General features: G+C 71.9%; 25 protein-coding genes. 11 read left to right on the top strand and 14 right to left on the bottom strand.

Translation table 11 applies throughout. From position 1 onward, the window contains the following. Window positions 1-17 precede the first annotated feature (17 nt). Window positions 18-437 carry a YjdF family protein gene (locus AB0J76_RS00610; protein WP_352319749.1) on the bottom strand — a complete coding sequence of 140 codons (420 nt, stop codon included), beginning with the start codon at window positions 435-437 and terminating at the stop codon, window positions 18-20. A gap of 172 nt (window positions 438-609) precedes the next feature. Between AB0J76_RS00610 and AB0J76_RS00605 the strand changes: the two genes are divergently transcribed. After that, window positions 610-1,839, top strand: a complete 1,230-nt coding sequence (locus AB0J76_RS00605) for a MurT ligase domain-containing protein (RefSeq protein ID WP_352319747.1) — start codon at window positions 610-612, stop codon at window positions 1,837-1,839. Continuing rightward, complete coding sequence (locus AB0J76_RS00600) at window positions 1,829-2,542, top strand: glutamine amidotransferase (RefSeq protein ID WP_352319745.1); 714 nt, start codon at window positions 1,829-1,831, stop codon at window positions 2,540-2,542. The genes AB0J76_RS00605 and AB0J76_RS00600 overlap by 11 nt, the downstream gene beginning before the upstream one ends. Window positions 2,543-2,547: 5 nt before the next feature. On the opposite strand, the gene AB0J76_RS00595 is transcribed toward AB0J76_RS00600, so the two are convergent. Both AB0J76_RS00595 and AB0J76_RS00590 read right to left on the bottom strand, forming a co-directional pair. After that, window positions 2,548-2,910, bottom strand: a complete 363-nt coding sequence (locus AB0J76_RS00595) for a DsrE family protein (protein WP_352319743.1) — start codon at window positions 2,908-2,910, stop codon at window positions 2,548-2,550. 9 nt (window positions 2,911-2,919) lie between these two features. After that, window positions 2,920-4,413, bottom strand: a complete 1,494-nt coding sequence (locus tag AB0J76_RS00590; RefSeq protein ID WP_352319741.1) for a sugar-binding protein — start codon at window positions 4,411-4,413, stop codon at window positions 2,920-2,922. Window positions 4,414-4,481: 68 nt separating this feature from the next. On the opposite strand from AB0J76_RS00590, the gene AB0J76_RS00585 reads away from it, so the two are divergent. From AB0J76_RS00585 to AB0J76_RS00570, 4 genes are all read left to right on the top strand, one after another. Next, the gene (locus AB0J76_RS00585; protein ID WP_352319740.1) at window positions 4,482-4,970 is read left to right on the top strand and encodes an FABP family protein; all 489 of its coding nucleotides are present in this window, start codon (window positions 4,482-4,484) and stop codon (window positions 4,968-4,970) included. 2 nt (window positions 4,971-4,972) lie between these two features. Then, window positions 4,973-5,269 (top strand): DUF2470 domain-containing protein, encoded by a 297-nt coding sequence (locus AB0J76_RS00580; protein WP_352319738.1) that lies wholly within the window; start codon window positions 4,973-4,975, stop codon window positions 5,267-5,269. A 313-nt stretch (window positions 5,270-5,582) separates the two neighbouring features. Next, the gene (locus tag AB0J76_RS00575; protein WP_352319736.1) at window positions 5,583-5,996 is read left to right on the top strand and encodes a Fur family transcriptional regulator; all 414 of its coding nucleotides are present in this window, start codon (window positions 5,583-5,585) and stop codon (window positions 5,994-5,996) included. 51 nt (window positions 5,997-6,047) lie between these two features. Next, window positions 6,048-6,986, top strand: a complete 939-nt coding sequence (locus tag AB0J76_RS00570; protein WP_352319734.1) for a folate-binding protein — start codon at window positions 6,048-6,050, stop codon at window positions 6,984-6,986. A gap of 5 nt (window positions 6,987-6,991) precedes the next feature. On the opposite strand, the gene dtd is transcribed toward AB0J76_RS00570, so the two are convergent. Continuing rightward, complete coding sequence (gene dtd / locus AB0J76_RS00565) at window positions 6,992-7,423, bottom strand: D-aminoacyl-tRNA deacylase (RefSeq protein ID WP_352319732.1); 432 nt, start codon at window positions 7,421-7,423, stop codon at window positions 6,992-6,994. A gap of 60 nt (window positions 7,424-7,483) precedes the next feature. On the opposite strand from dtd, the gene AB0J76_RS00560 reads away from it, so the two are divergent. Further along, window positions 7,484-8,392, top strand: coding sequence for an asparaginase (locus tag AB0J76_RS00560; RefSeq protein WP_352319730.1), 909 nt, complete (start codon window positions 7,484-7,486; stop codon window positions 8,390-8,392). Window positions 8,393-8,427: 35 nt separating this feature from the next. Here the strand turns inward: AB0J76_RS00560 and AB0J76_RS00555 are convergent, their stop codons facing one another. Continuing rightward, complete coding sequence (locus AB0J76_RS00555; protein ID WP_352319728.1) at window positions 8,428-10,032, bottom strand: DUF2207 domain-containing protein; 1,605 nt, start codon at window positions 10,030-10,032, stop codon at window positions 8,428-8,430. A gap of 27 nt (window positions 10,033-10,059) precedes the next feature. Further along, window positions 10,060-11,148: an FAD-dependent monooxygenase gene (locus tag AB0J76_RS00550; RefSeq protein ID WP_352319727.1), complete on the bottom strand. Its 1,089-nt coding sequence runs from the start codon at window positions 11,146-11,148 to the stop codon at window positions 10,060-10,062. 110 nt (window positions 11,149-11,258) lie between these two features. On the opposite strand from AB0J76_RS00550, the gene AB0J76_RS00545 reads away from it, so the two are divergent. After that, window positions 11,259-12,176, top strand: a complete 918-nt coding sequence (locus tag AB0J76_RS00545) for a GntR family transcriptional regulator (RefSeq protein WP_352319725.1) — start codon at window positions 11,259-11,261, stop codon at window positions 12,174-12,176. Here the strand turns inward: AB0J76_RS00545 and AB0J76_RS00540 are convergent. Continuing rightward, window positions 12,173-12,907 (bottom strand): alanyl-tRNA editing protein, encoded by a 735-nt coding sequence (locus AB0J76_RS00540; protein WP_352319723.1) that lies wholly within the window; start codon window positions 12,905-12,907, stop codon window positions 12,173-12,175. The genes AB0J76_RS00545 and AB0J76_RS00540 overlap by 4 nt on opposite strands. Before the next feature lie 115 nt (window positions 12,908-13,022). On the opposite strand from AB0J76_RS00540, the gene AB0J76_RS00535 reads away from it, so the two are divergent. After that, window positions 13,023-13,631, top strand: a complete 609-nt coding sequence (locus AB0J76_RS00535; RefSeq protein WP_352319721.1) for an SGNH/GDSL hydrolase family protein — start codon at window positions 13,023-13,025, stop codon at window positions 13,629-13,631. Between the two features lie 16 nt (window positions 13,632-13,647). On the opposite strand, the gene AB0J76_RS00530 is transcribed toward AB0J76_RS00535, so the two are convergent. From AB0J76_RS00530 to AB0J76_RS00510, 5 genes are all read right to left on the bottom strand, one after another. Beyond that, the gene (locus AB0J76_RS00530) at window positions 13,648-14,007 is read right to left on the bottom strand and encodes a DUF2516 family protein (RefSeq protein WP_352319719.1); all 360 of its coding nucleotides are present in this window, start codon (window positions 14,005-14,007) and stop codon (window positions 13,648-13,650) included. Window positions 14,008-14,131: 124 nt separating this feature from the next. Further along, entirely contained in the window at window positions 14,132-14,542 is a 411-nt protein-coding gene (locus AB0J76_RS00525; RefSeq protein ID WP_352319717.1) for a hypothetical protein, read from the bottom strand. A gap of 3 nt (window positions 14,543-14,545) precedes the next feature. Further along, window positions 14,546-15,040 carry a helix-turn-helix domain-containing protein gene (locus AB0J76_RS00520; protein WP_352319715.1) on the bottom strand — a complete coding sequence of 165 codons (495 nt, stop codon included), beginning with the start codon at window positions 15,038-15,040 and terminating at the stop codon, window positions 14,546-14,548. Between the two features lie 61 nt (window positions 15,041-15,101). Next, the gene (locus tag AB0J76_RS00515; RefSeq protein ID WP_352319713.1) at window positions 15,102-16,007 is read right to left on the bottom strand and encodes a M56 family metallopeptidase; all 906 of its coding nucleotides are present in this window, start codon (window positions 16,005-16,007) and stop codon (window positions 15,102-15,104) included. After that, window positions 16,004-16,360 (bottom strand): BlaI/MecI/CopY family transcriptional regulator, encoded by a 357-nt coding sequence (locus tag AB0J76_RS00510; protein WP_352319711.1) that lies wholly within the window; start codon window positions 16,358-16,360, stop codon window positions 16,004-16,006. The genes AB0J76_RS00515 and AB0J76_RS00510 overlap by 4 nt, the downstream gene beginning before the upstream one ends. Before the next feature lie 88 nt (window positions 16,361-16,448). Here AB0J76_RS00510 and AB0J76_RS00505 point away from each other — a divergent pair, with 88 nt between their 5' ends. Further along, entirely contained in the window at window positions 16,449-16,958 is a 510-nt protein-coding gene (locus tag AB0J76_RS00505) for an O-acetyl-ADP-ribose deacetylase (protein WP_352319709.1), read from the top strand. 41 nt (window positions 16,959-16,999) lie between these two features. Here the strand turns inward: AB0J76_RS00505 and AB0J76_RS00500 are convergent, their stop codons facing one another. Beyond that, window positions 17,000-17,791, bottom strand: a complete 792-nt coding sequence (locus tag AB0J76_RS00500) for a class I SAM-dependent methyltransferase (RefSeq protein ID WP_352319708.1) — start codon at window positions 17,789-17,791, stop codon at window positions 17,000-17,002. A gap of 5 nt (window positions 17,792-17,796) precedes the next feature. Further along, complete coding sequence (locus AB0J76_RS00495; RefSeq protein WP_352319706.1) at window positions 17,797-18,543, bottom strand: SDR family NAD(P)-dependent oxidoreductase; 747 nt, start codon at window positions 18,541-18,543, stop codon at window positions 17,797-17,799. A gap of 94 nt (window positions 18,544-18,637) precedes the next feature. On the opposite strand from AB0J76_RS00495, the gene mshA reads away from it, so the two are divergent. Further along, window positions 18,638-19,915: a D-inositol-3-phosphate glycosyltransferase gene (gene mshA, locus AB0J76_RS00490; RefSeq protein WP_352319704.1), complete on the top strand. Its 1,278-nt coding sequence runs from the start codon at window positions 18,638-18,640 to the stop codon at window positions 19,913-19,915. The last annotated feature ends 35 nt before the right edge of the window (window positions 19,916-19,950 follow it).

The raw sequence follows: 19,950 nt of genomic DNA, 5'->3' as shown, positions 1-19,950 counted from the left end.
GCTCGCCCGGGGGCGGGTCAGCGGTCGCGGCGGCGTTCGAGGCGTTTGCGGCGGGCCACCTCGCGCTTGTGCTCGGCCAGCTCGCGCCGCCGCTCCCGCCGTCCCTGCGCGGCCTGCTGCTTGCGGCTCTCCAGCTCCAGCCGCATCGCCTCCTGCGCGGCCGTGCTCCGTACGGACACCTGGGCGGCGGCCCGCGCCGCCAGCTTGGCCGCCCGCTTGGGGTTGACCCGCCGCTCGCGCTCCCCGCCGGCCACGGCGGGCGCGGCATGGGCCTGCTCCAGCAGCGAAACGCCATGGCGCATGAGGAACGCGTGCAGCTCGGGATCGGTGGGCTCGGACCCGAGGGTGAACCGGGTCGCCCGCAGCCGCCCGCGCTCGGCGACCTCCAGCACCCCGACCCAGAACGGGCCGTCCAAATAGACCGACAACGTGACCATCTTCTCCGCCCTTCACCAGAAATGCCGGGAAAGCGACCTGGACAGGCCGCTTCCGGCACACCGGACATCCCTGGAAGGGCGGATACGTGATGCTTCGCCCGGGCTACCAACCGGGCCGCGTTTTCGTGTGCAACTCCAGAGTAGGACTCAACGGCGACTAGGATCCATGTGCATGACCCAGCTTCCTCTGCGGGCTCAGCTCGCCAGCGCCCTGGGACGCAGTGCCGCCACGCTCTCGCGGATGACCGGGCGCGGTGACGGCTCGGTGATCGGCGGCAGGGTGGGCCTGATGCTCGAGCCCGACCTCCTGCGCAAGCTGGCCCGCGACCGCAAGCTGGCCCTGGTCAGCGCCACCAACGGCAAGACCACCACGACCAGGTTGATCACCTCCGCGCTGCTGGAGATGGGCGAGGTCGCCACCAACGCCTTCGGCGCCAACATGCCGGCGGGCCACGTCTCGGCGCTCTCCCAGCACAAGGGCGCCCCTTACGGCGTGCTGGAGGTCGACGAGAAGTACCTGCCGGAGGTGCTCGACACCACCGGCGCCGGCGTCGTCTGCCTGATGAACCTCAGCCGCGACCAGATGGACCGCGCGGCCGAGATCTGGCTGCTCGCGCAGAAGTGGCGCAGGGCGCTGTCGGGCAGGCCCACCCACGTCATCGCCAACTGCGACGACCCCCTCGTCACCTGGGGGGCCTCCACGGCCGCCAAGGTCACCTGGGTCGCCGGCGGGCAGCGCTGGAAGGAGGACTCCTGGTGCTGCCCCGAGTGCGGCGGCCCCCTCGACCGCAAGGACGCCGACTGGTCCTGCCGTGAGTGCACCTTCCACCGTCCAGAGCCGCAGTGGGTGCTCGACGACGACGTCGCCATCGACCCGCGCGGGCAGCGCTGGCTGCTCGACATCCAGCTCCCCGGCCTGGCCAACCGCTCCAACGCGGTGATGGCGCTGGCCGTGGCCGAGGCGTTCGGGCTGCCCGCCGACCGGGCGCTGCCCCGGCTGCGCGAGGTCACCTCGGTGGCCGGCCGCTACACCACGGTCGAGCGCGAGGGCCGCCACGCACGGCTGCTGCTGGCCAAGAACCCGGCGGGCTGGCTGGAGGCCTTCGACGTCGCCGACCCGCAGCTGCCGATCATCCTGTCGGTCAACGCGCAGGGCCCCGACGGCCGCGACACCTCGTGGTTGTGGGACGTCGACTACCGCATCCTGCGCGGCCGTCCGGTCTTCGTCACCGGTGAGCGGCGGCTCGACCTCGCGCTCCGGCTCGACGTGGCCGACGTGCCGTTCACGTTGTGCAGCTCCTTCTCCGAGGCGCTGGCCATGCAGCCGCCCGGCCGGGTCGACGTGATCGCCAACTACACCGCCTTCCAGCAGATCCGATCGGAGTTCGGACGTGCCGTCTGACAGCGCCCTCAGCATCGTCTGGATCTACCCCGACCTGCTGAGCACCTACGGCGACCAGGGCAACGTGCTCGTCCTGGAGCAGCGTGCGCAGCGCCGGGGCATCGAGGTCGAGACCGTCTACGTCCGCTCGGCCGACCCCGTGCCGGAGACCGGCGACATCTACCTGATCGGCGGCGGCGAAGACCGTCCGCAGATCCTGGCCGCCCAGCGCCTGCGCCGCGACGGCGGGCTCCAGCGGGCCATCGCGCGGGGCGCGGCGATGCTGGCCGTGTGCGCCGGCTACCAGATCATGGGCAGCACGTTCGGCGGCGAGGAGGGCCAGCCGGTCGACGGCATCGGCCTGCTCGACATCGCCAGCTCGCGCGGCCCCGCCCGGGCCGTGGGCGAGCTGGTCGCCGAGGTCGACGCCGCGCTCAACCTGCCCACGCTGACCGGCTTCGAGAACCACATGGGCGTCACGCACCTCGGCCCTGGCGTGCGGCCGTTGTCCAAGACGGTCGCCGGGGTCGGCAACGGCGACGGCTTCGAGGGCTGCTACGCGGGCCACGTGGTGGGCACGTACCTGCACGGCCCGGCCCTGGCGCGCAACCCGGCCCTGGCCGACCTGCTGCTGTCGTGGCGCGTGGGCGAGCTGACGCCGCTCGACGACTCCCGCTACGAGGCCCTGCGCCAGGAGCGGCTGAGCACCGTCCTGTCCGGCTGACGGGCCTAGTAGACCAGGGCCTGGGCGCCTTCGCTGACCGCCTCCTCCACGAAGGCCGGCGCGCCGGCGATGCGCACGCCCTCGATCACGTCGTCGACCGTGATGTCGCGGCGGGCGGCGCACTGCGTGCACAGGGTCACCCGGCCGGCCGCCAGGACGGCTTCCAGCAGGTCAGCCAGCGGCGCCGCGTGCGGCAGGGAGAACTCCTTGGCCCGCCCCGGCAGGGCGAACCAGGACGACTCGCCGGTCAGCCAGAGGGAGACCGGCACGCCGCTCGCGAGCGCGGCCGCCGCCACCGTGAATGCCTGGTTGCACCGCTCAGGGGCGTCCGCCCCCGCGGTCACCTTGATCACCAAAGATCGTGCCATGGCGTCACCCTAACCCCGACCGACGCGGCCCCACACGTACGGATCGGCCTGGGCGCTGCCGAACGGCGACCAGGCCAGGCGCGTCTGCCCGGTCCTGTCCCCGGTGTCGGAGTCGTAGACGAGCACGTTCGCTCTCAGCGCGGTGGGCGGGGCGGGCAGCAGCGCGAACGGGATGCGCACCTCGACGCCGTACCCGCCGTCGTGGGCCGCGGACGCCACGCCCACCCGCGGGGCGGGGCCCTGGCGGGCGTCGGCGTCTCGGGCCGCGCACGGGCCGCCCTTGGCGGTGTAGGGCAGGACGCCCAGCTTGAACGTGGTCGAGGTGTCGTCGGAGTCGCCGCGCGGGTCGAGGGCGATCTCGACCGCGTCGGTGCGCCAGTGGCGCTCGCACTCGTCGAGGGCGGCGCCGCGCGCCTCGTCGGTGACCTCGACCTGGACGTAGAGGTCGGCGCCGTGGCGGGTCAGCCGGGCGGTCGCGGCGCAGTCGGCCGCCGGGCAGCGCTCGCCCTCCCAGTGGGCGAGGGGCAGGGCGGGGCCCGCGTACTCGCCGGGTGAGGCCAGGCCGTCGAGCTTGGGGGCGCGTCCGGCGACCGGGAGGGTGGTGGCGGGCGGCTCGGGATAGTCGGGCTGTGCCCGATTGGCCAGCCAGGGCAGGCCGGTCGCGCGTGCCCAGTCGCGGAACTCGGCGTACAGAGGGCGCAGGCCCGCCTGCTCGACGACGGGAGCGGGCACCGGCCGCCCGCCGTCGAAGACGACCGAGAACCAGTCGCAGCCGAACGGCCCGGTCACCTTCGCCGGCCGCGCGGCGAACCCCTGCGTGCGGTACGCGCGCTCGGCGTCGCGCTCCCGCTGGGCCCACGTGACGCGGTGGCGCGGCGACCAGGCGCCCGCCCAGACGCCGAGCTGCGGCAGCCCGGTGGCCGGGTCGCGCATGCCGGCCGTCGCGCAGCCGGGGCCCACGGGGCCGCGCAGCCCCCAGTTCTGGGTCAGCAGCCGGGTGGCCCGCCAGGGCGCGCCCGTCCCGGGGAACGCGGCGGGGTCGGCGGCCAGCCGGAACGCCTCGACGGCCAGCCGGGCGGCGAGCTGGTGCCCGCCGTGCTGGTTGAAGGGCCGCGGGTCCATCGTCACCACGGTCGAGGGCCTGGTCGTCCTGATCGTCTCGACCAGCCGCCGGAGGGTGCCCGGACCCCACGCGCGGGCGGTCAGGGGCGCCGACAACGTGTACCAGAAGTCCGGTCTGTCCAGGTAGAAGACGTCGCGGATGCCCGCGTGCGCGACCGCCTCGCGCTCCTCGGCCTCCCTGATCCGGCCGAGCGCGGCGCCCTTCTCCGGCCCGGCGGCGTTGCCGCCGCCCTCGCCGCGGGTGATCGTCACGACGCCGGTGGTCAGCCCCAGGCGTTCGCGCCACTGCCCGAACGTGGACAACGACTGGTACTCGTCGTCCGGATGGGCGCCCACGAACAGCACGTCGACGTGCGGCGGCACGGCCCAGGCATCCAGCATCGCGACTCCCCCCGGCTAGACCTCTCCCCGATCCAGAAGGTTAGTCACCGGCGCTAGGCTTGGTGAGCATGGAAGAACCTGAGGTGCACCCCGCTCTGGAGCAGATCGCGTTCCTGCTCGGCCGCTGGGAGGGCGCCGGCGTGGGCGGCTATCCGACGATCGAGAGCTTCAACTTCGGCCAGGAGATCGAGTTCGGCCACAACGGCAAGCCGTTCCTGACCTACGTCAGCCGCACCTGGCTGCTCGACAACGACGGCAACCGGGTCAGGCCGCTGGCCACCGAGTCCGGCTACTGGCGTCCGCAGCCCGACCGGCAGATCGAGGTGGTGCTCGCACACCCCACCGGCATCGTCGAGATCTACATCGGCGAGGTCGTCTTCCACAAGATCGAGCTGCGCACCGACGTCGTGGCCCGCACCTCCACGGCCAAGGAGTACACCGCGGGCCACCGCCTCTACGGCCTGGTCAACGGCAACCTGATGTGGGCCTACGAGATGGCCGCCGTGGGCCACCCGCTCACCGACCACATGTCGGCCGAGCTGAAGAAGGTGTCCTGAGCATGACCTCGCCGTTCACCCCCGACGCCGTCGAGGCGATCAAGCGCCACATGAACGACGACCACACCGGCGACGCCCTGGTCATCGTGCGCGGGCTCGGCGGCCGGCCGCAGGCCACCTCGGCGGTGACCAGCGACGTCGACGCCGAGGCGATGGAGTTCACGGTCGACGGCGGCGAGCGGGTGCGCGTGCCCTGGGGCGAGACGCTGACCGAGCGCGCCCAGGTGCGCAAGGCGGTCGTGCGCCTCTACCGGGCGGCCTGCGCCGAACTGGGGATCGAACCCCACGGGGAACACTGAGGGGAGAAAACAAAGAAGGGCCCCGGGCAACACTCCGCCTGCCGAGCAGACGGGCCGGATGGACCATGGTCGGGATGCGTCATCCCGCCCTCCGGCTGCCAGGGGCCCCGGTGGTTGCCTCGGATTCGCTTGCGACACGAGACAACAGTCCGCAGCGCTAGCGGACAACCACCTCGCTAGCCCGACTATGACTATCCATTATTCGGACCACCTCCTTTCCGCGTACTCATGAAGCTATGCGGTCGCGAGCGCCGGGGGCAAGTAATTATCGGACGGCCGCGAACAGGCGATCGTGCGCTTTACACTCGGGGGCATGACCGAGACGCAGTGGCACGAGGAACTCCGCGCCAAGGGCTACCGGGTCACCCCGCAGCGGCAGCTCGTGCTCGAAGCGGTCAAGGATCTGGAGCACGCCACGCCCGAGGAGATCTGCACCAAGGTGCGCGAGACGGCGCGCGGGGTCAACATCTCCACGGTCTACCGCACGCTCGAACTGCTCGAAGAGCTCGGCATGGTCACCCACACCCACCTCGGTCACGGCGCGCCGACCTACCACCTGGCGGCCGAGGCCGACCACGTCCACCTGGTGTGCCGGGGCTGCGACGAGGTCTTCGAGGTGCGTCCCGAGCTGGCCGAGGGGCTGGTGAAGGGGCTCGACGAGGAGCTGGGGTTCGCGGCCGACGTCCATCACCTGACGGTGTTCGGCCGCTGCAGCAACTGCCGCTGACCCGCGGCACCGGCGTCGGGCGCCGTCGCGGGGGCGGATAGCCTTGGATGCATGCGTAGCCCTCTGCTCGATCTCCCCGGCGCCGTCGCGGCCGACGGGCCGGACGCCGACGTAGCCGCGCACTATGGCGACCTGTTCGCCGAGCAGCGCGCGCTGGCCAAGGGTGAGGCGGTCGTCGACCGCAGCAACCGCGAGGTGGTCCGCATCTCCGGCGCCGACCGGCTGAAATGGCTCAACGACCTGACCTCGCAGAAGCTCGACACGCTGACGCCCGGCCAGTGGACCCAGACGCTCGACCTCGACCTCCAGGGCCGCGTCCTGCACCACCTCACGCTGGTCGACGACGGCGAGAGCGTGCTGGCGCACGTCGAGCCCGGCACGGCGCAGAGCCTGGTCGACTATCTCGACCGCATGCGGTTCATGCTGCGCGTGGAGGTGTCGCGGGCCGACGACCTGGCGGTGCTCTCCACGGCCACCGAAGACTTCCTGGTGCCGCGGGCCGAGCTGGCCGATCATCTGGGCCGGCCCCTGGCGGGGTTGTGGGCGTACGAGGCGCTGCGCATCGAGGCCCACCGGCCGCGGCTCGGCTTCGAGACCGACCACAAGACGATCCCGCACGAGGTGGGCTGGATCGGCTCGGCCGTCCACCTGAGCAAGGGCTGCTACCGCGGCCAGGAGACGGTCGCGCGCGTGCACAACCTGGGCCACCCGCCGCGCCGCCTGGTGTTCCTGCACCTCGACGGCAGCGTCGACACCCTGCCCGCGCACGGCGACCCGGTGATCTTCGAGAGTCAGGAGATCGGCGTCGTGGGCTCGGCCGCCCGCCACCACGAGCTGGGCCCGATCGCGCTGGCCGTGGTCAAGCGCACGGTCCCGGTCGACGCGCCGCTGCTGGCCGGTGGCGTGGCCGCCGCCCAGGAGGTCGTCGTGCCGCCGGACGCCGGCCGCAACGTCAGCATCGACCCCTCGCTGCGCCGCCGGATCCGCTGACCCCGCTAGGCGTCGATGTCGAGGACGAGCGTGATCGGCCCGTCGTTGACCAGCGAGACCTTCATGTCGGCGCCGAAGCGGCCGGTCTCCACGTGCGCGCCGAGCGCCCTCAGCTCCTCGACCACGGCCTGCACCAGCGGCTCGGCGACCGGCCCCGGGGCCGCGGCCTGCCAGGTGGGGCGCCGGCCCTTGCGCGCGTCGCCGTAGAGGGTGAACTGGCTGATCACCAGGAGCGGGGCGGAGACGTCGGAGCACGACTTCTCGCCGTGCAGCACGCGCAGGCCCCACAACTTGGCGGCGAGCTTGGCGGCCTCGGCCCGGGTGTCGGTGTGCGTCACGCCGACCAGGACGAGCAGCCCCGGTTCGTCGATCGCGCCGACCGTCTGCCCCTCGACCTCGACGCAGGCCGAGCTCACTCGTTGTACGACTGCCCGCATGGCATCCCATTCTGGCGCAGAAAGAACTGTTCGTAGACTCATGCCGAAAGGGGGCGCGTAATGTCGCTTGTTGTCGAGGTTGTCCGGTCTGGGTTCGTGGAGTCCACCCATCAGGCCCGCATGCTGACCGTGGACGCGCAGGGCGTCCCGGTGGAGACGCGGGGGGCGGTGCACGTGCCGGCCTCGCCGCGATCGTCGATGAAGCCGCTGCAGGCCCTCGGCATGCTGCGCAACGGCCTCCAGCTGGAGGGTGAGCTGCTGGCCCTGGCCTGCGCCTCGCACTCCGGCGAGGCGTTCCACGTGGACGGCGTACGGAAGATCCTGACCGGAGCGGGCCTGGACGAGTCCGCCCTGCTGTGTCCGGAGGACCACCCGTACGAGCGCACCTCGACCGAGTTCGGCCGGGTCTACATGAACTGCTCCGGCAAGCACGCCGCCATGCTGGCCACCTGCGTGCTCAACGACTGGCCGCTGACGACGTACCTGGAGCCCGCGCACCCGCTTCAGCGCGCGATCCGCGCGACGGTCGAGGACCTGACCGGCGAGCGGGTGGCCGCCTCCGGCGTGGACGGCTGCGGCGCGCCGCTGTTCTTCGTCTCGATGCTCGGGGTGACCAAGGCGTTCAGGGCCTTCCCGCTGGCCGCGGAGGGCTCGTTCGAGCGGCGCATCTTCGACGCCATGCGCGCCCACCCCGAGTGGACGTCCGGCACCGACCGGCCCGAGGCCAAGCTCATGCGGGCGATCCCCGGGCTGATGCTGAAGGCGGGCGCGGAGGCGTTCGACGCGTTCGCGTTCGAGGACGGCCGAGCCGGCACGATCAAGATCGAGGACGGCTCGCAGCGGGCCCGGGTGCCCGTCACCGTGGCGGCCCTGCGATCGCTCGGCCTGGACGCGCCCGAGCTGGCCGAGCTGGCCCGGCCGGCGCTGCTGGGCGGCGGCCGGCCGGTCGGCGAGCTGCGGATCCGCTAGCGGGGTGAGCCCTGAGCCGCCGCCACGCGGAGTGTCTAGAGGGTGCGGAACTGGCGGCTGGCGGAGATGGCCCCCGAGGTCGTCGTGGTGAACGTGCGCATCGACCCGGCGAACTTGGACAGGTCCCACTCCGCCGGACCGTGGTACCAGTAGAGGTTGTCGGCCTGGTGGCCGTTGCCGGTCACCGAGGCCACCACCCGCGACCAGTGCTCGACCCCGTCGAAGATCACCGCGTACGGCAGGTAGCGCGAGAACAGCTCCACCCGGTGCTGCTCGGGCACCTCGCCGAGGTCGCCGGAGAACAGGTACTCGCGGAAGCCCATCGTGTGCGCGAGCGCGGCCGAGCCCTTGGCGGTCTTGGCCGGCATGTACTGGCCGCCGACGGCCAGCGCGCCGCCCGCGATGACCAGGGCCAGCCCCAGCAGCCCGTACGTGGTGAACCAGGCCAGCCCGACCGTGGCCAGCAGGCCCAGGACGATCAGCACGACGCCGATCGTCGTCCACCGGGTGCGCTCGGTGTCGGGACGGCGGGCGAACCAGCCCTGCTCGACCACGTCGGAGTAGAGCGCGTCGCGCACCTTGCCCAGATGGCCGGCGAACGAGCCGGACAGCTGGGAGAGCAGCACCGCGTCGCGGCCGTCGAAGACCGCGTCGTACAGGGCGCGCTCGTACGTCAGCAGCGAGTTGACCGGCGCGTTCGGCAGCCTCACCAGCAGCCAGTCGGGGGCGTCGTAGGTCTGGCGGGGCTGCTCGTCGATCCGCAGGTAGCCGCGGACGGCCAGGTCGACGATGGTGGCGGTCACGTCGACCACGTCGGCCTGCTCGTCCACCAGCGTGCCGATCTGGCCGGGACGCACGCCGTCCGGCGGGGTGAAGTGCCCGTTCTGGATGGGATCGACCCCGCCCTTCTCGTGGCCCGCGACCCGGGCGTCCCGGCCGCGCGTCCAGTAGAGCAGGCCGACGCCGCCGAGCAGCAGCACGAGCAGGCCGGCCAGCGCGCCGCCGGTGACCAGGTCGAGGGTGAACGCCGAGGCCAGCGAGAAACGCCGCTCCAGGATGGGCGTCCCGGAGCTGGCCCCCTTGGGGAAGCCGACGACCACCGTCAGGGCCTGGCCGGCGGCGAGGTTGTCCTGCTCGAACTCGGCCCGGGTGGCGGTGTGGTCCATCGAGGCCGAGGTGCAGCCGATCGCCGAGGTCAGGTCGCCGGCGAAGCACGACAGGTTCTGCACCTGGCCGGGCCCGCTGACCTGGACGGTCGCCTTGGTGACGGGGACGTTCCAGCCGCTGACGGCGAACCAGCGCAGCTCCTCGGCCCCGCCGGAGGTGGTCACCGCGCCCTTGACGTCGTACTCGACGGTCTGGCCGGTCACGGTCAGGACGTCGCCGTCGAGCTTGCCGCCCTTGACGTCGGTGACCCGGTAGACGCGGTCGTTGTCGTCGTCGTAGCGGGTCTTGGTGAGCAGGGTGCGCTTGAGGCCGCCGGACGCCCCGGTGATCTTCTCGACCACGTGGAGAGTGCCGTCCTTGGCGAGCGTCATCGTCACCTGGTCCGTGATCCCGGCCTCCGCCAGGGCGGGGGTGGCCAGCAACGTCAGCGCGGTGGCTCCCAGGGCGGCCAATGTGAGTCTGAAACCCGTCATGGCGGGACATCGTAGCGGTTGCGGGTGTCAATCCAGGGTGATGGCGTCGGCCGCCCGGCGTACGCTCTCGGGCGCGGCGGCCATGCCCGGGTTCTCCAGGGCCAGGGCCTGGTTCAGGGCGACGTAGGGCCGCATGCGCCGCTCGTACCGGTCGAACGCCCCCTCGGTGGCCCGGCCCAGCTCCTCGGCCAGCACGTACGCCCCCACCAGGGCCAGGCTGGTGCCCTGCCCCGACAGCGGCGAGGGGCAGTGGGCGGCGTCGCCGACCAGCGCGACCCGGCCCTGCGACCAGCGGTCCATCTCGACCTGGGCCATGGCGTCGAAGTAGAAGTCGTCGGCCTGCCACATGGCCGCCAGCAGCTTGGGCGCCTCCCAGCGCAGCCCCGAGCAGTGCTCCTGGACCAGGCGCTTCTGCTGCTCGACGTCGCGGTGGTCGTAGTCGATCGGGCCCGCGGCGAAGCCCATGTTCACCTTCATCACCGCCGGCTCGCGGTCGCTGAACAGGCCGAACCCGGCCTCGCCCGCGCGGTGCCAGAGCTGCCAGTGGTCCAGGCCGAGGAAGTTGTCGGCGGTGTAGATGGAGACGTACATGCCGAGGTGCTTGAGGAAGCGCTCCTCCGGGCCGAACGCCAGCCGCCTGACGTTGGAGTGCAGGCCGTCGGCGCCGATCACGTAGTCGTAGCGGTCCCGGACGCCGCTGTCGAAGGTCACGTCCACGCCGCCGGCGTCCTGGGCGAGGGTGGCGATGGAGTCGCCGTAGCGGCAGGGGGCGTCGGTGACGGCGCCGACGATCGCGGTGAGGTCGTCGCGGGCGATCTCGACGTCCGGGCTGTCGAGCCGGCCGCCGCTGATCGTCTCCTCGGTGCTGCGCATGATCTCGTTGCCGTCGCCGTCGACCATGGACATGCCGCGCATGGTCGTCCGCGCGGCCCTGACCTGCTCCAGGACGCCCATGCGGTCGGCCACGACCAGGGCGGCGCCGCGCAGGTCGACGGCCTGGCCGCCCTTGCGCGGGCGCGGCGCGCGCTCGACCAGCGTGACCTCGAAGCCGCGCCGCCGCAGCCAGTGAGCCAGGACGGGACCGCCGACGCTCGCTCCTGAAACCAGAACCCTCATGACCCGCTCCTTGTGTTGACGTTGTACGCGAAGCTGAATGTACGTCGTACATACAGCAGCTCACAAGGTTTCACTGGTAAGATCTGTACTAGTACAGAGAAGGGGTAGTGATGACCGCTCCGCCCTACGCGCGCATCGTCGAGGACATCAGGCGCCGCATCGCCGACGGCCGGCTCCGCCCCGGCGACCGGGTGCCCTCCACCAGGCAGCTCGCCCGCGACTGGGAGGTCGCGCTGGCTACGGCCGCCAAGGCGCTCACGGTCCTGGCCCAGGACGGCGTGGTGGTCGCCGAGCCGCGCGTCGGCACGATCGTGGCCGAGACCCGCGGCGGCAGGGCGCGGCGGGCCCCCGTCCCGTCCGGCGACGACCTGACCCGCGACCGCATCGTGGCCGCGGCCGTCGAGATCGCCGACGCCGACGGGCTCGCCGAGCTGACCATGCGCGGCGTCGCGGGCCGGCTGGGCGTGGCCACCATGTCCCTCTACCGGCACGTCGGCGGCAAGGACGACCTGGTCATGCTCATGATCGACCACGTGATCAGGGAGTTCCCGCTGCCCGACCCGCCGCCCGACGGATGGCGGGCCAGGCTGGAGACCGCCGCGCGGGTGCAGTGGGCGGGCTACCGCACCCACCCGTGGATGGCCAGGGTCACGTCACTGACCAGGCCGCTGCCCTCGGCCAGCCTGATCGCCCACACCGAGTGGGTCATGCGCACGCTGGAGGGCTCGCCCCTCGACCCGGTCGGCAAGATGCACGTGCACACCCTGCTGTTCAGCTTCGTCCAGGGCCTGGCCGCCAACATCGAGATGGAGCAGCGGGCCCAGGCCGCGACCGGGCTGACCGCCGACGAGTGGATGAGCAGCCGGGAGGGGGAGCTCCAGGCGCTGGCGCAGTCGGGGCGGCTGACCGCCTTCACCGGCGTCATCGAGGAGCTGGGCGGCGAGTTCGATCTCGACCTCGACCGGCTGTTCGCCTTCGGTCTCGACGCGCTGCTCGACGGGCTCGCCGGGCTGGTCGAGGGGCGCTAGTCGGAGATCGCGATGCGCAGCCGGCGGAAGCCGCGGCCCTTGCTCTCGATCTTGGCCACCTTGATGCGGCCGATCTGCTTGGTCGAGGCCACGTGGGTGCCGCCGTCGGCCTGCGTGTCGAGGCCCACGATGTCGACGATGCGCACGTCCTGGACGGCCTCGGGCACCAGGTTGCTTGCCGTGCGGATGATGTCGGGGATCTCGAACGCCTCCCGCCGCGGCAGCACGCGCACGTCGATGCGGCGGTCGGCGGCGATCTCGGCGTTGCACGCGTCCTCGACGGCCTGCTTGAAGCCGGGCGGCACCTCGGGCAGGTCGAAGTCCATGCGGGCGCTCAGCTCGTCCATGTTGCCGCCGGTGACCAGGCAGCCGTAGTCCCTGAACACCACGCCGCACAACACGTGCAGCCCCGAGTGGGTACGCATGAGCGCCGAACGCCGGGCGTCGGCCACGGCGGCCTCGACCACCGTGCCGGCGGGCGGGATCGGGTCGCCCTCGGCGGGGATCAGGTAGAGATCGTCGCCTTTGCGCACCCCGACGATGCGCGTCTCCACGCCCTGCCAGACCAGAACTCCGTGATCGGCGGGCTGGCCGCCCCCGCCTGGATAGAATGCCGACCTGCTCAGCACGATCCCCTCAGGCGTCGCGTCCAGCACGACGGCTTCGAAATCTCGCAGGCTCTGGTCGGACAGTTCGAGCCGCTGCGTGCGCCCGTGGAGGTCGGCGGTCATATCGGCAGCCTAGTGCCCCGGGGTGATTATGCGTGGCCTGACGCTTCGAGGAAGAATCGCCCCGGTCATCGCAATAATGGGGATATTTGCTGGAATTTCAGCATGTACGAGTGCGGTGGCCCGGACGCCGCCGCAGCGGGTGCCGGAGGCCGTTCCGCCGGTCCGTCCGGCGGTTCCGGTGATGATGTTCGTGGGCGACAGCTTCACGGTCGGATCCGGCCCGGTGCCGCCCTGGCGGACCTACGCCTCGGAGTCGGCGCGGCTGCTCGGCTGGCAGCCGGTCATCGCCGGCGCGGGTGGCACCGGCTACCTCAACGAGGGCAAGGTGGGCCGCACGTTCCGGCGGTCGTTCGAGGAGGAGCTGGCCTGGCGGCCGGCCCCCGACGTGCTGGTGATCTCCGGCGGCCACAACGACCAGCGCTGGAGCACCGGGCAGGTGCGCGAGGCCGCGGCCGCCCTGCTCGCCGAGGTGCGCCGCCGCTGGCCGGTCACCAAGGTCGTGATGGTCGGCCCGATCTGGCTGGAGGACACCCCGGCCAAGGCCTACCGGGTGCGCGACGCCCTGGCGGAGGTGGCGGACGCCGCGGGCGTGCCGTTCCTGGACCCGATGCGCCGGAAATGGGTGACCGGCAGGCCGTCGGAGACGGTGCTGCCCGACGGCGTGCATCCCACGTTCGCCGGGCACGAGCGCATCGCCGCCTGGCTGGCGGCGGAGCTGGCCTGATCGGGGCCGGTCCGGCCTACCAGGGGCCGTAGGGGCCGCTGTTGCCGCGGCCCATGCCCTTGACGGCGGGCTTGACGTCGACGATGTAGATCGTGGCGGCGATGACGGCCAGGATGGAGAACAGGCCGAGCCCGTTGAGGCCGATGAACCGGAAGCCGCCGATCAGCATGAAGTCGTTGAAGTAGCCCAGCGCGCCGCCGCCGGACAGCAGGGTCGCCAGCGCGAGGATGAGCACCCAGATCTTCTTCTGCAGCTTGCCCGCCGAGACGAACGCGTTGGTCGGCACGCGCGCCGCGTGCACCAGCGCGTAGACCGACATGCCGAAGATGACGGCGGCGAGCACCAGGAAGAGGAAGTTGAAAACGCCGTTGATCATATTCATGTTGCTGGCTCCACCCAACGCCGCGATGAAATCGGCCCCAGCCTAATAGGCGTCCCCGACAAGCGGGCACCGGAACAGAAACGGGCCCGCCTCCGGGGAGGCGGGCCCGCTCGCTCACTCAGGCCTTGGCCCGAGGCGTACGCGTGGTCTTCTTGACGGGCTCGGCGACGGGCGGCTCTGCGGCCTCCGACACCTCCTCCAGCTCAAGGGCGGCCTCGCCGGTCGTCTTGCTGACGACCTTGCGGCCACGGGTGGCGAACTCCTCGTAGACCTCGGTGGCCTTGTTGCTCAGCTGGTCGGCGTACTCGCGGGCCTTGTCCGGGAACTCGCGGACGAAGCCCTCGGCCTTGTCGGCGTACGCGCGGGTCTTCTCCGGCAGGTCCCGGGCCAGCTCCGAGCGGCGGGACTGGAGCTGACGCAGCTGCTCGGGCAGCTCGCGCAGCTTCTCGACGGCGAAGTCGCCGGCGCCGGCGAAGGCGTAGAAGGGCTTGGAGTCGGTGAGCTTCTTGACCTCGGTGGCAAGCGTCATGGGTTAACCTTCCTTGGTTTCCTGGGTGACGGTCCCGTTGCCGGGGGAGGCCGCGTAGGGCTCAAGCGCGGCGAGATACTCCTCGGGCAGCGATGGCTCGTCGTCCGCGGTGGAGTCGTGCTGAGGGCGGGCGTTCTGGGAGGTCTGCTCGCCCTCGGTGCGGTTCTCCTTGCGGAACGATTCGTAGATGTCGATCAGCACCTGGCGCTGCCGCTCGGTGAGCAGCGTGTCGGCGTTGACCGCGGTGATCACGTCGCTCGGCGGCTCCCGGTCCTCGATGAGGCCGGCCTGCACGTAGAGCGCCTGCGAGGAGATGCGCAGACCCTTGGCGATCTGGTTGAGAATCTCCGCGCTCGGCTTGCGCAGCCCGCGCTCGATCTGGCTCAGGTAGGGGTTGGAGACCCCTGCCGCCTGCGCGAGCTGGCGCAGCGAGATCTTCGCCTGTTGCCGTTGCTCGCGGATGTATTCGCCGATCGAGCCGACCTTCGGTAGTGCCATACCCACAGTCTGCCGTCCCGTGCTTGCAATTGCAAACGGAACGGCTAACACCTGCAAGCGGTTAGAGCTGGTAGACCCACAGGAAGGGGGTGGTGGTGAGCAAGCTCACAGAGAGGGCGAGGTAGCCGTACCGGACAAATGCTGACAATTCTGGCCCTGGCTTGATCAGGCGGTCCACCCTGGCCATGACGTTGTGCGCGTGCACGCCGAGCATGCCCTGCGGGGTCGGCATGGCGCCGGCCGTACCGAACCGCAGCAGCGCCGTCGCCAGCCTGCGGGGCGAGCAGTAGCGGCGGGCGCGGTCGTCGGCGGCCATCTCGATCAGCAGCTCCACCTGCGCCTGCGCGTCGGCCACCACCTTCGACCAGGGCAGCGCCCGGCGCAGCGCGGCGAACGGCAGCAGCACCAGGTCGTGCCGCTCGCGCACGTGAGCGGCCTCGTGCGCCAGCACGGCCGCCATCTCGTCCTGCGACAGCAGCTCGAGCGCGCCCGCGCTGACCACGACCTGCGAGCGCAACCCCGGCACGCAGTACGCCGCCGCGCTGGGATGGTCGAGCACCCGCACCCCCGGCACGCCCGGATCGTCGCGGGAGATGAGCGCGAGCAGCACGCGATGCCGCCGCCGCGCGCGCAACGCCTGCACGCCGGCCGTCAGCAGCACCACGACCAGCACCGCCAGCGACGTGAGACCGGCGATCATGGCCAGGACGTGCAGCGGGTCCCACGCCTCGACCGGCGTCCTGCCGCGGGCGAAGGCGATCAGCCCGGGCAGCACGCCCACGTTGTAGGGCTGGACCGCGTAGGCCAGCATGGCGCCGGTGGTGGCCAGGCCCCAGGCCACGCCCAGGGACTGCCAGACGATGATGGCGAGCCTCGGGGCACGGGAGGTCCACCGGGCCGTCGTGAAACGCCAGGAGCCGAGCGCGCACGCCGTGGCGAGCGCCGCTAGCACCGCTGCCGTGATCACTCTTCCTCCAGCTCCGTGAGGGCTCTCCGCAGGATCTCCGCCTCCGGGCCCGACACGGCCTGGGCGAAGCGGGTCAGGGCGGCCGATCGGTCGCCCGTCAGGTCCAACGCCTCAAGCATAAGCTCGGCGATGTAGGCGTCACGGCTCGCGGCCGGTTCGTAACGCCACGCGCGGCCGTCCCTGGTGCGCTCCAGGAAGCCCTTGCGCGTGAGGCGGTCGAGTACGGTCATCACCGTCGTGGGGGCGAGGTCGCGATCGGCAATGAGCCTGCCGACCTCGCGGGCGGTCAGCGGGTTGTGCTCCGCCCAGAGGATGTCCATGATGCTGCGCTCAAGCTCGCCAAGACCCTTCACGTCCTTCAGGGTAGCTCTACAAAGCGTCGAGCTGGCATCCGGGAGCGGCAAGTGGCGGCGCGGAAGCCCGCCTGGCAGGCTCGGTGAGATGAATGTCACGTTGGTGCAGGGCGACATCACCGAGCAGCGGGCCGACGCGATCGTGAACGCGGCCAACTCCTCGCTGCTCGGCGGCGGGGGCGTCGACGGCGCCATCCACCGCCGCGGCGGGCCGGAGATCCTGGAGGAGTGCAGACGGCTGCGCGCCGGGCACTACGGCAAGGGCCTGCCGACCGGACAGGCCGTCGCCACCACCGCCGGGCTGCTGCCGGCCCGCTGGGTGATCCACACCGTGGGGCCCGTCTACTCCAGGTCGCAGGACCGCTCCGAGCTGCTGGCCTCCTGCCACCGGGAGTCGCTGCGGGTGGCGGACGAGCTCGGCGCGCGGACGGTGGCCTTCCCCGCGATCTCCACGGGCGTCTACGGCTGGCCGCTCGACGACGCCGCCCGCATCGCCGTCGCCGCCGTGCGCGCGGCCGTGACTTCGGTCGAGGAGGTCAGGTTCGTGCTCTTCGACACCGCCGCCTACGAGGTGTTCCTCGCCCAGGTCTCCCGATAGCCCGGATCCCGTCAGCCGGGATCCCGTCAGCCCGGATCCCGTCAGCGCGGGTCCACCGCCGACCAGGGCAGCGTCAGCTCGCCGAGCCGCCATCGGGCTGGGCCGCCGAGCGGCGGCCGCACCGCCACCGGCCACCGCCCGGCCAGCAGCCGCACGGACGCCAGCCAGCGCTGCCGCAGCCCGTGCACCCCGTAAGGGGCGCTGACCGCCCACGCGTGGTCGAAGTCGCGCAGGAACGCATGGATGCGCTCACCCGGGACGTTCCGGTGGATGAGGGTCTTCGGCAGCCGGTCGGCCAGGTCGGAAGGCCGTTCGAAGGCGTCGAACCGGGCGGAGAACGTCAGCGTGCGCGGGCCGTCGGGGGACAGGCCCACCCAGACCGCCCGCCGCCCGGTCTCGGAACAGGTGCCCTCGACCAGCACGCCGCCGGGGGCCAGCTTGCCGCACAGCACGTCCCAGTAGTGCCACGCCTCCGCCTCGCCGTACTGGCGCAGCACGTTGAAGGCGCGGACCAGCGTCGGCGGGCGCGGGACGGGCAGCTCGAAGCCGCCGAGCACGAAGCTCAGCCCCTCCCGCTCGTACGGCTTGGCCAGGGCCACCCTGGCCGGGTCGATCTCGATGCCGACCACGTCGACGTCGGGCACGACCGCGCGCAGCCGGGTGAACAGCTCGAGCGTGGTCGTGTGCGAGGCGCCGTAGCCGAGGTCGACGACGAGCGGGCGGACGGCGGCGCGCAGGGCCGGGCCGTGCACGGCGGCCGTCCAGCGGTCGACCCGGCGCAGCCGGTTGTGCCACGTCGTGCCGCGGGTGATCGCGCCGACCGGTCTGGCCATCCGGCTCAGCCGCCGCTGACGCGGTGCACCTTGTGCTGGGCGGCCTGGGCGCGCGGCCTGATCACCAGGCGGTCGATGTTGACGTGCGACGGGCGCGTCACGCACCAGGCGATGGCGTCGGCCACGTCGTCGGAGCTCAGCGGGTCGGGGACGCCCTCGTACACGCGGGCGGCGGCGGCCTCGTCGCCGCGGAAGCGGGTGACCGCGAAGCCCTCGCTCTTGACCATGCCCGGCGCGATCTCGACCACCCGGACCGGCTGCCCGACCAGCTCCAGGCGGAGGGTCTCGGCCATCGCGGACTGGGCGTGCTTGGCCGCGCAGTAGCCGCCGCCGCCCTCGTACGAGACCAGGGCGGCGGTCGAGGTCAGCATCACCAGCACGCCGTCGCCCGACTCCACGAGTTTGGGGATCAGCGCCTGGGTCATGCGTAGGGAGCCGAGTACGTTCGTGTCGTACATCTGCTGCCAGTCGTCCAGAAGGGCGTCCGTGACCGATTCCATGCCGAGCGCGCCACCGGCGTTGTTGACCAGCACGTCGCAGCGGTCGAGCGAGCCCACCAGCGCGTCAACCGACTCCTGAGAGGTCACGTCGAGCGTCACCGGCCTGATCGAGGGCACCTCCGCGGCCAGCTTGTCCAGCCGGTCGCGGCGCCGCGCGCCCGCCACCACCACATAACCTTCAGCGGCGAGCCGCCGCGCGGTCGCCTCGCCGATGCCGCCGCTCGCGCCGGTCACCACTGCCGTTCTCTGCATGCCCCTCATCCTGCCAGGGCGGACGCGGTGCGAACCGCGGCAGGGAATGTCGAAAAAATTCGGATAGTTGTATTCCGCTTGGAGGTGATGTCGAGTGAGGCGACGACGGGTCAGCCGGGTCGCGACCATCAGCATGCACACATCGCCATTGGACCAGCCCGGCACGGGCGACGCCGGTGGGATGAACGTGTACATCGTCGAGTCGGCCAGGAGACTGGCGCAACTCGGCGTGGAGGTGGAGATCTTCACCAGGGCCACCGCCCGCGACCAGCCGCCCGTGGCCGAACTCGCCCCAGGCGTCCTGGTACGTCACCTGACGGCCGGGCCGTACGAGGAGATGGACCGCGCGGACCTGCCCGGGCAGCTGTGCGCCTTCCTGTCGGAGGTGCTGCGCACCGAGGCCATGTACGAACCGGGCCACTACGACGTCATCCACTCCCATTACTGGCTGTCCGGGCAGGTCGGCTGGCTGGCCAAGGAGCGCTGGGGCGTGCCGCTCGTGCACACCATGCACACCATGGCCAAGGTCAAGAACCTGCTGCTCGCCCAGGACGACAAGCCGGAGCCGCAGGCCCGCGTGGTGGGCGAGGAACAGGTCGTGGAGATCGCCGACCGCCTCGTGGCCAACACCGCCGACGAGGCCCGCGAGCTCATCGACCTGTACGGCGCCGCCCGGCAGCGCGTGGCCGTCGTGAACCCCGGCGTCAACCTCACCGTCTTCCAGCCCGCCTCGCAGGGCGCCGCCCGGCAGCGGCTCGGCCTGCCGCAGGACGCCCGCGTGCTGCTGTTCGTGGGCCGCATCCAGCCGCTCAAGGCCCCCGACGTGCTGCTGCGCGCGGCCTCGCGCATGCTCATCGACGACCCCTCGCTGCGCGGCCGGCTGGTCGTCGCCTGCGTCGGCGGGCCGTCGGGCAACGGGCTGGCCCGGCCGTCCATCCTCACCGAACTGGCCGGTGAGCTGGGCATCTCGGACGTCGTCCGGCTCGTGCCACCGGCCCCGCAGGAGGAACTGGCCGACTGGTACCGGGCGGCGGACGTGACCGTCGTGCCGTCCTACAGCGAGTCGTTCGGGCTCGTGGCCCTGGAGTCGCAGGCCTGCGGGACGCCGGTCGCCGCGGCCGCCGTGGGCGGGCTGCGCACCGCCGTCGACGACGGGGTCTCCGGCGTGCTGGTGGACGGGCACGACCCCGACGAATGGGCCCGCGTCCTGCACCGCCTGGTCACCCTGCCGGAATGGCGTGAGCAGTTGTCGCGGGGGGCGCGTACGCACGCGGCCGCATTCGGCTGGCAGGCGACGGCGGGCCGGCTCATGGAGGTGTACGCGGGCGCCGTCGCGAATCTGCACAAGATGCCTGTGGCGCTCAACTTCTAGCGGCTTGCCGGCCCGGCGTCGCGCGCTCCTAAGCT

Origin of the sequence: Nonomuraea sp. NPDC049624, assembly GCF_040675255.1 — a bacterium.
In the GTDB taxonomy this organism is placed as follows: domain Bacteria; phylum Actinomycetota; class Actinomycetes; order Streptosporangiales; family Streptosporangiaceae; genus Nonomuraea.
This window is presented reverse-complemented; position numbering and strand designations above follow the sequence as displayed.

What these genes read in the sequence shown, in the direction of transcription:
- AB0J76_RS00610 (WP_352319749.1), bottom strand. Translation starts at nt 437, where the DNA reads ATGGTCACGTTGTCGGTCTATTTGGACGGCCCGTTCTGGGTCGGGGTG.
- AB0J76_RS00605 (WP_352319747.1), top strand. Translation starts at nt 610, where the DNA reads ATGACCCAGCTTCCTCTGCGGGCTCAGCTCGCCAGCGCCCTGGGACGC.
- AB0J76_RS00595 (WP_352319743.1), bottom strand. Translation starts at nt 2,910, where the DNA reads ATGGCACGATCTTTGGTGATCAAGGTGACCGCGGGGGCGGACGCCCCT.
- AB0J76_RS00590 (WP_352319741.1), bottom strand. Translation starts at nt 4,413, where the DNA reads ATGCTGGATGCCTGGGCCGTGCCGCCGCACGTCGACGTGCTGTTCGTG.
- AB0J76_RS00585 (WP_352319740.1), top strand. Translation starts at nt 4,482, where the DNA reads ATGGAAGAACCTGAGGTGCACCCCGCTCTGGAGCAGATCGCGTTCCTG.
- AB0J76_RS00580 (WP_352319738.1), top strand. Translation starts at nt 4,973, where the DNA reads ATGACCTCGCCGTTCACCCCCGACGCCGTCGAGGCGATCAAGCGCCAC.
- AB0J76_RS00575 (WP_352319736.1), top strand. Translation starts at nt 5,583, where the DNA reads ATGACCGAGACGCAGTGGCACGAGGAACTCCGCGCCAAGGGCTACCGG.
- AB0J76_RS00570 (WP_352319734.1), top strand. Translation starts at nt 6,048, where the DNA reads ATGCGTAGCCCTCTGCTCGATCTCCCCGGCGCCGTCGCGGCCGACGGG.
- dtd (WP_352319732.1), bottom strand. Translation starts at nt 7,423, where the DNA reads ATGCGGGCAGTCGTACAACGAGTGAGCTCGGCCTGCGTCGAGGTCGAG.
- AB0J76_RS00560 (WP_352319730.1), top strand. Translation starts at nt 7,484, where the DNA reads ATGTCGCTTGTTGTCGAGGTTGTCCGGTCTGGGTTCGTGGAGTCCACC.
- AB0J76_RS00555 (WP_352319728.1), bottom strand. Translation starts at nt 10,032, where the DNA reads ATGACGGGTTTCAGACTCACATTGGCCGCCCTGGGAGCCACCGCGCTG.
- AB0J76_RS00550 (WP_352319727.1), bottom strand. Translation starts at nt 11,148, where the DNA reads ATGAGGGTTCTGGTTTCAGGAGCGAGCGTCGGCGGTCCCGTCCTGGCT.
- AB0J76_RS00545 (WP_352319725.1), top strand. Translation starts at nt 11,259, where the DNA reads ATGACCGCTCCGCCCTACGCGCGCATCGTCGAGGACATCAGGCGCCGC.
- AB0J76_RS00540 (WP_352319723.1), bottom strand. Translation starts at nt 12,907, where the DNA reads ATGACCGCCGACCTCCACGGGCGCACGCAGCGGCTCGAACTGTCCGAC.
- AB0J76_RS00530 (WP_352319719.1), bottom strand. Translation starts at nt 14,007, where the DNA reads ATGATCAACGGCGTTTTCAACTTCCTCTTCCTGGTGCTCGCCGCCGTC.
- AB0J76_RS00525 (WP_352319717.1), bottom strand. Translation starts at nt 14,542, where the DNA reads ATGACGCTTGCCACCGAGGTCAAGAAGCTCACCGACTCCAAGCCCTTC.
- AB0J76_RS00520 (WP_352319715.1), bottom strand. Translation starts at nt 15,040, where the DNA reads ATGGCACTACCGAAGGTCGGCTCGATCGGCGAATACATCCGCGAGCAA.
- AB0J76_RS00505 (WP_352319709.1), top strand. Translation starts at nt 16,449, where the DNA reads ATGAATGTCACGTTGGTGCAGGGCGACATCACCGAGCAGCGGGCCGAC.
- AB0J76_RS00500 (WP_352319708.1), bottom strand. Translation starts at nt 17,791, where the DNA reads ATGGCCAGACCGGTCGGCGCGATCACCCGCGGCACGACGTGGCACAAC.
- AB0J76_RS00495 (WP_352319706.1), bottom strand. Translation starts at nt 18,543, where the DNA reads ATGCAGAGAACGGCAGTGGTGACCGGCGCGAGCGGCGGCATCGGCGAG.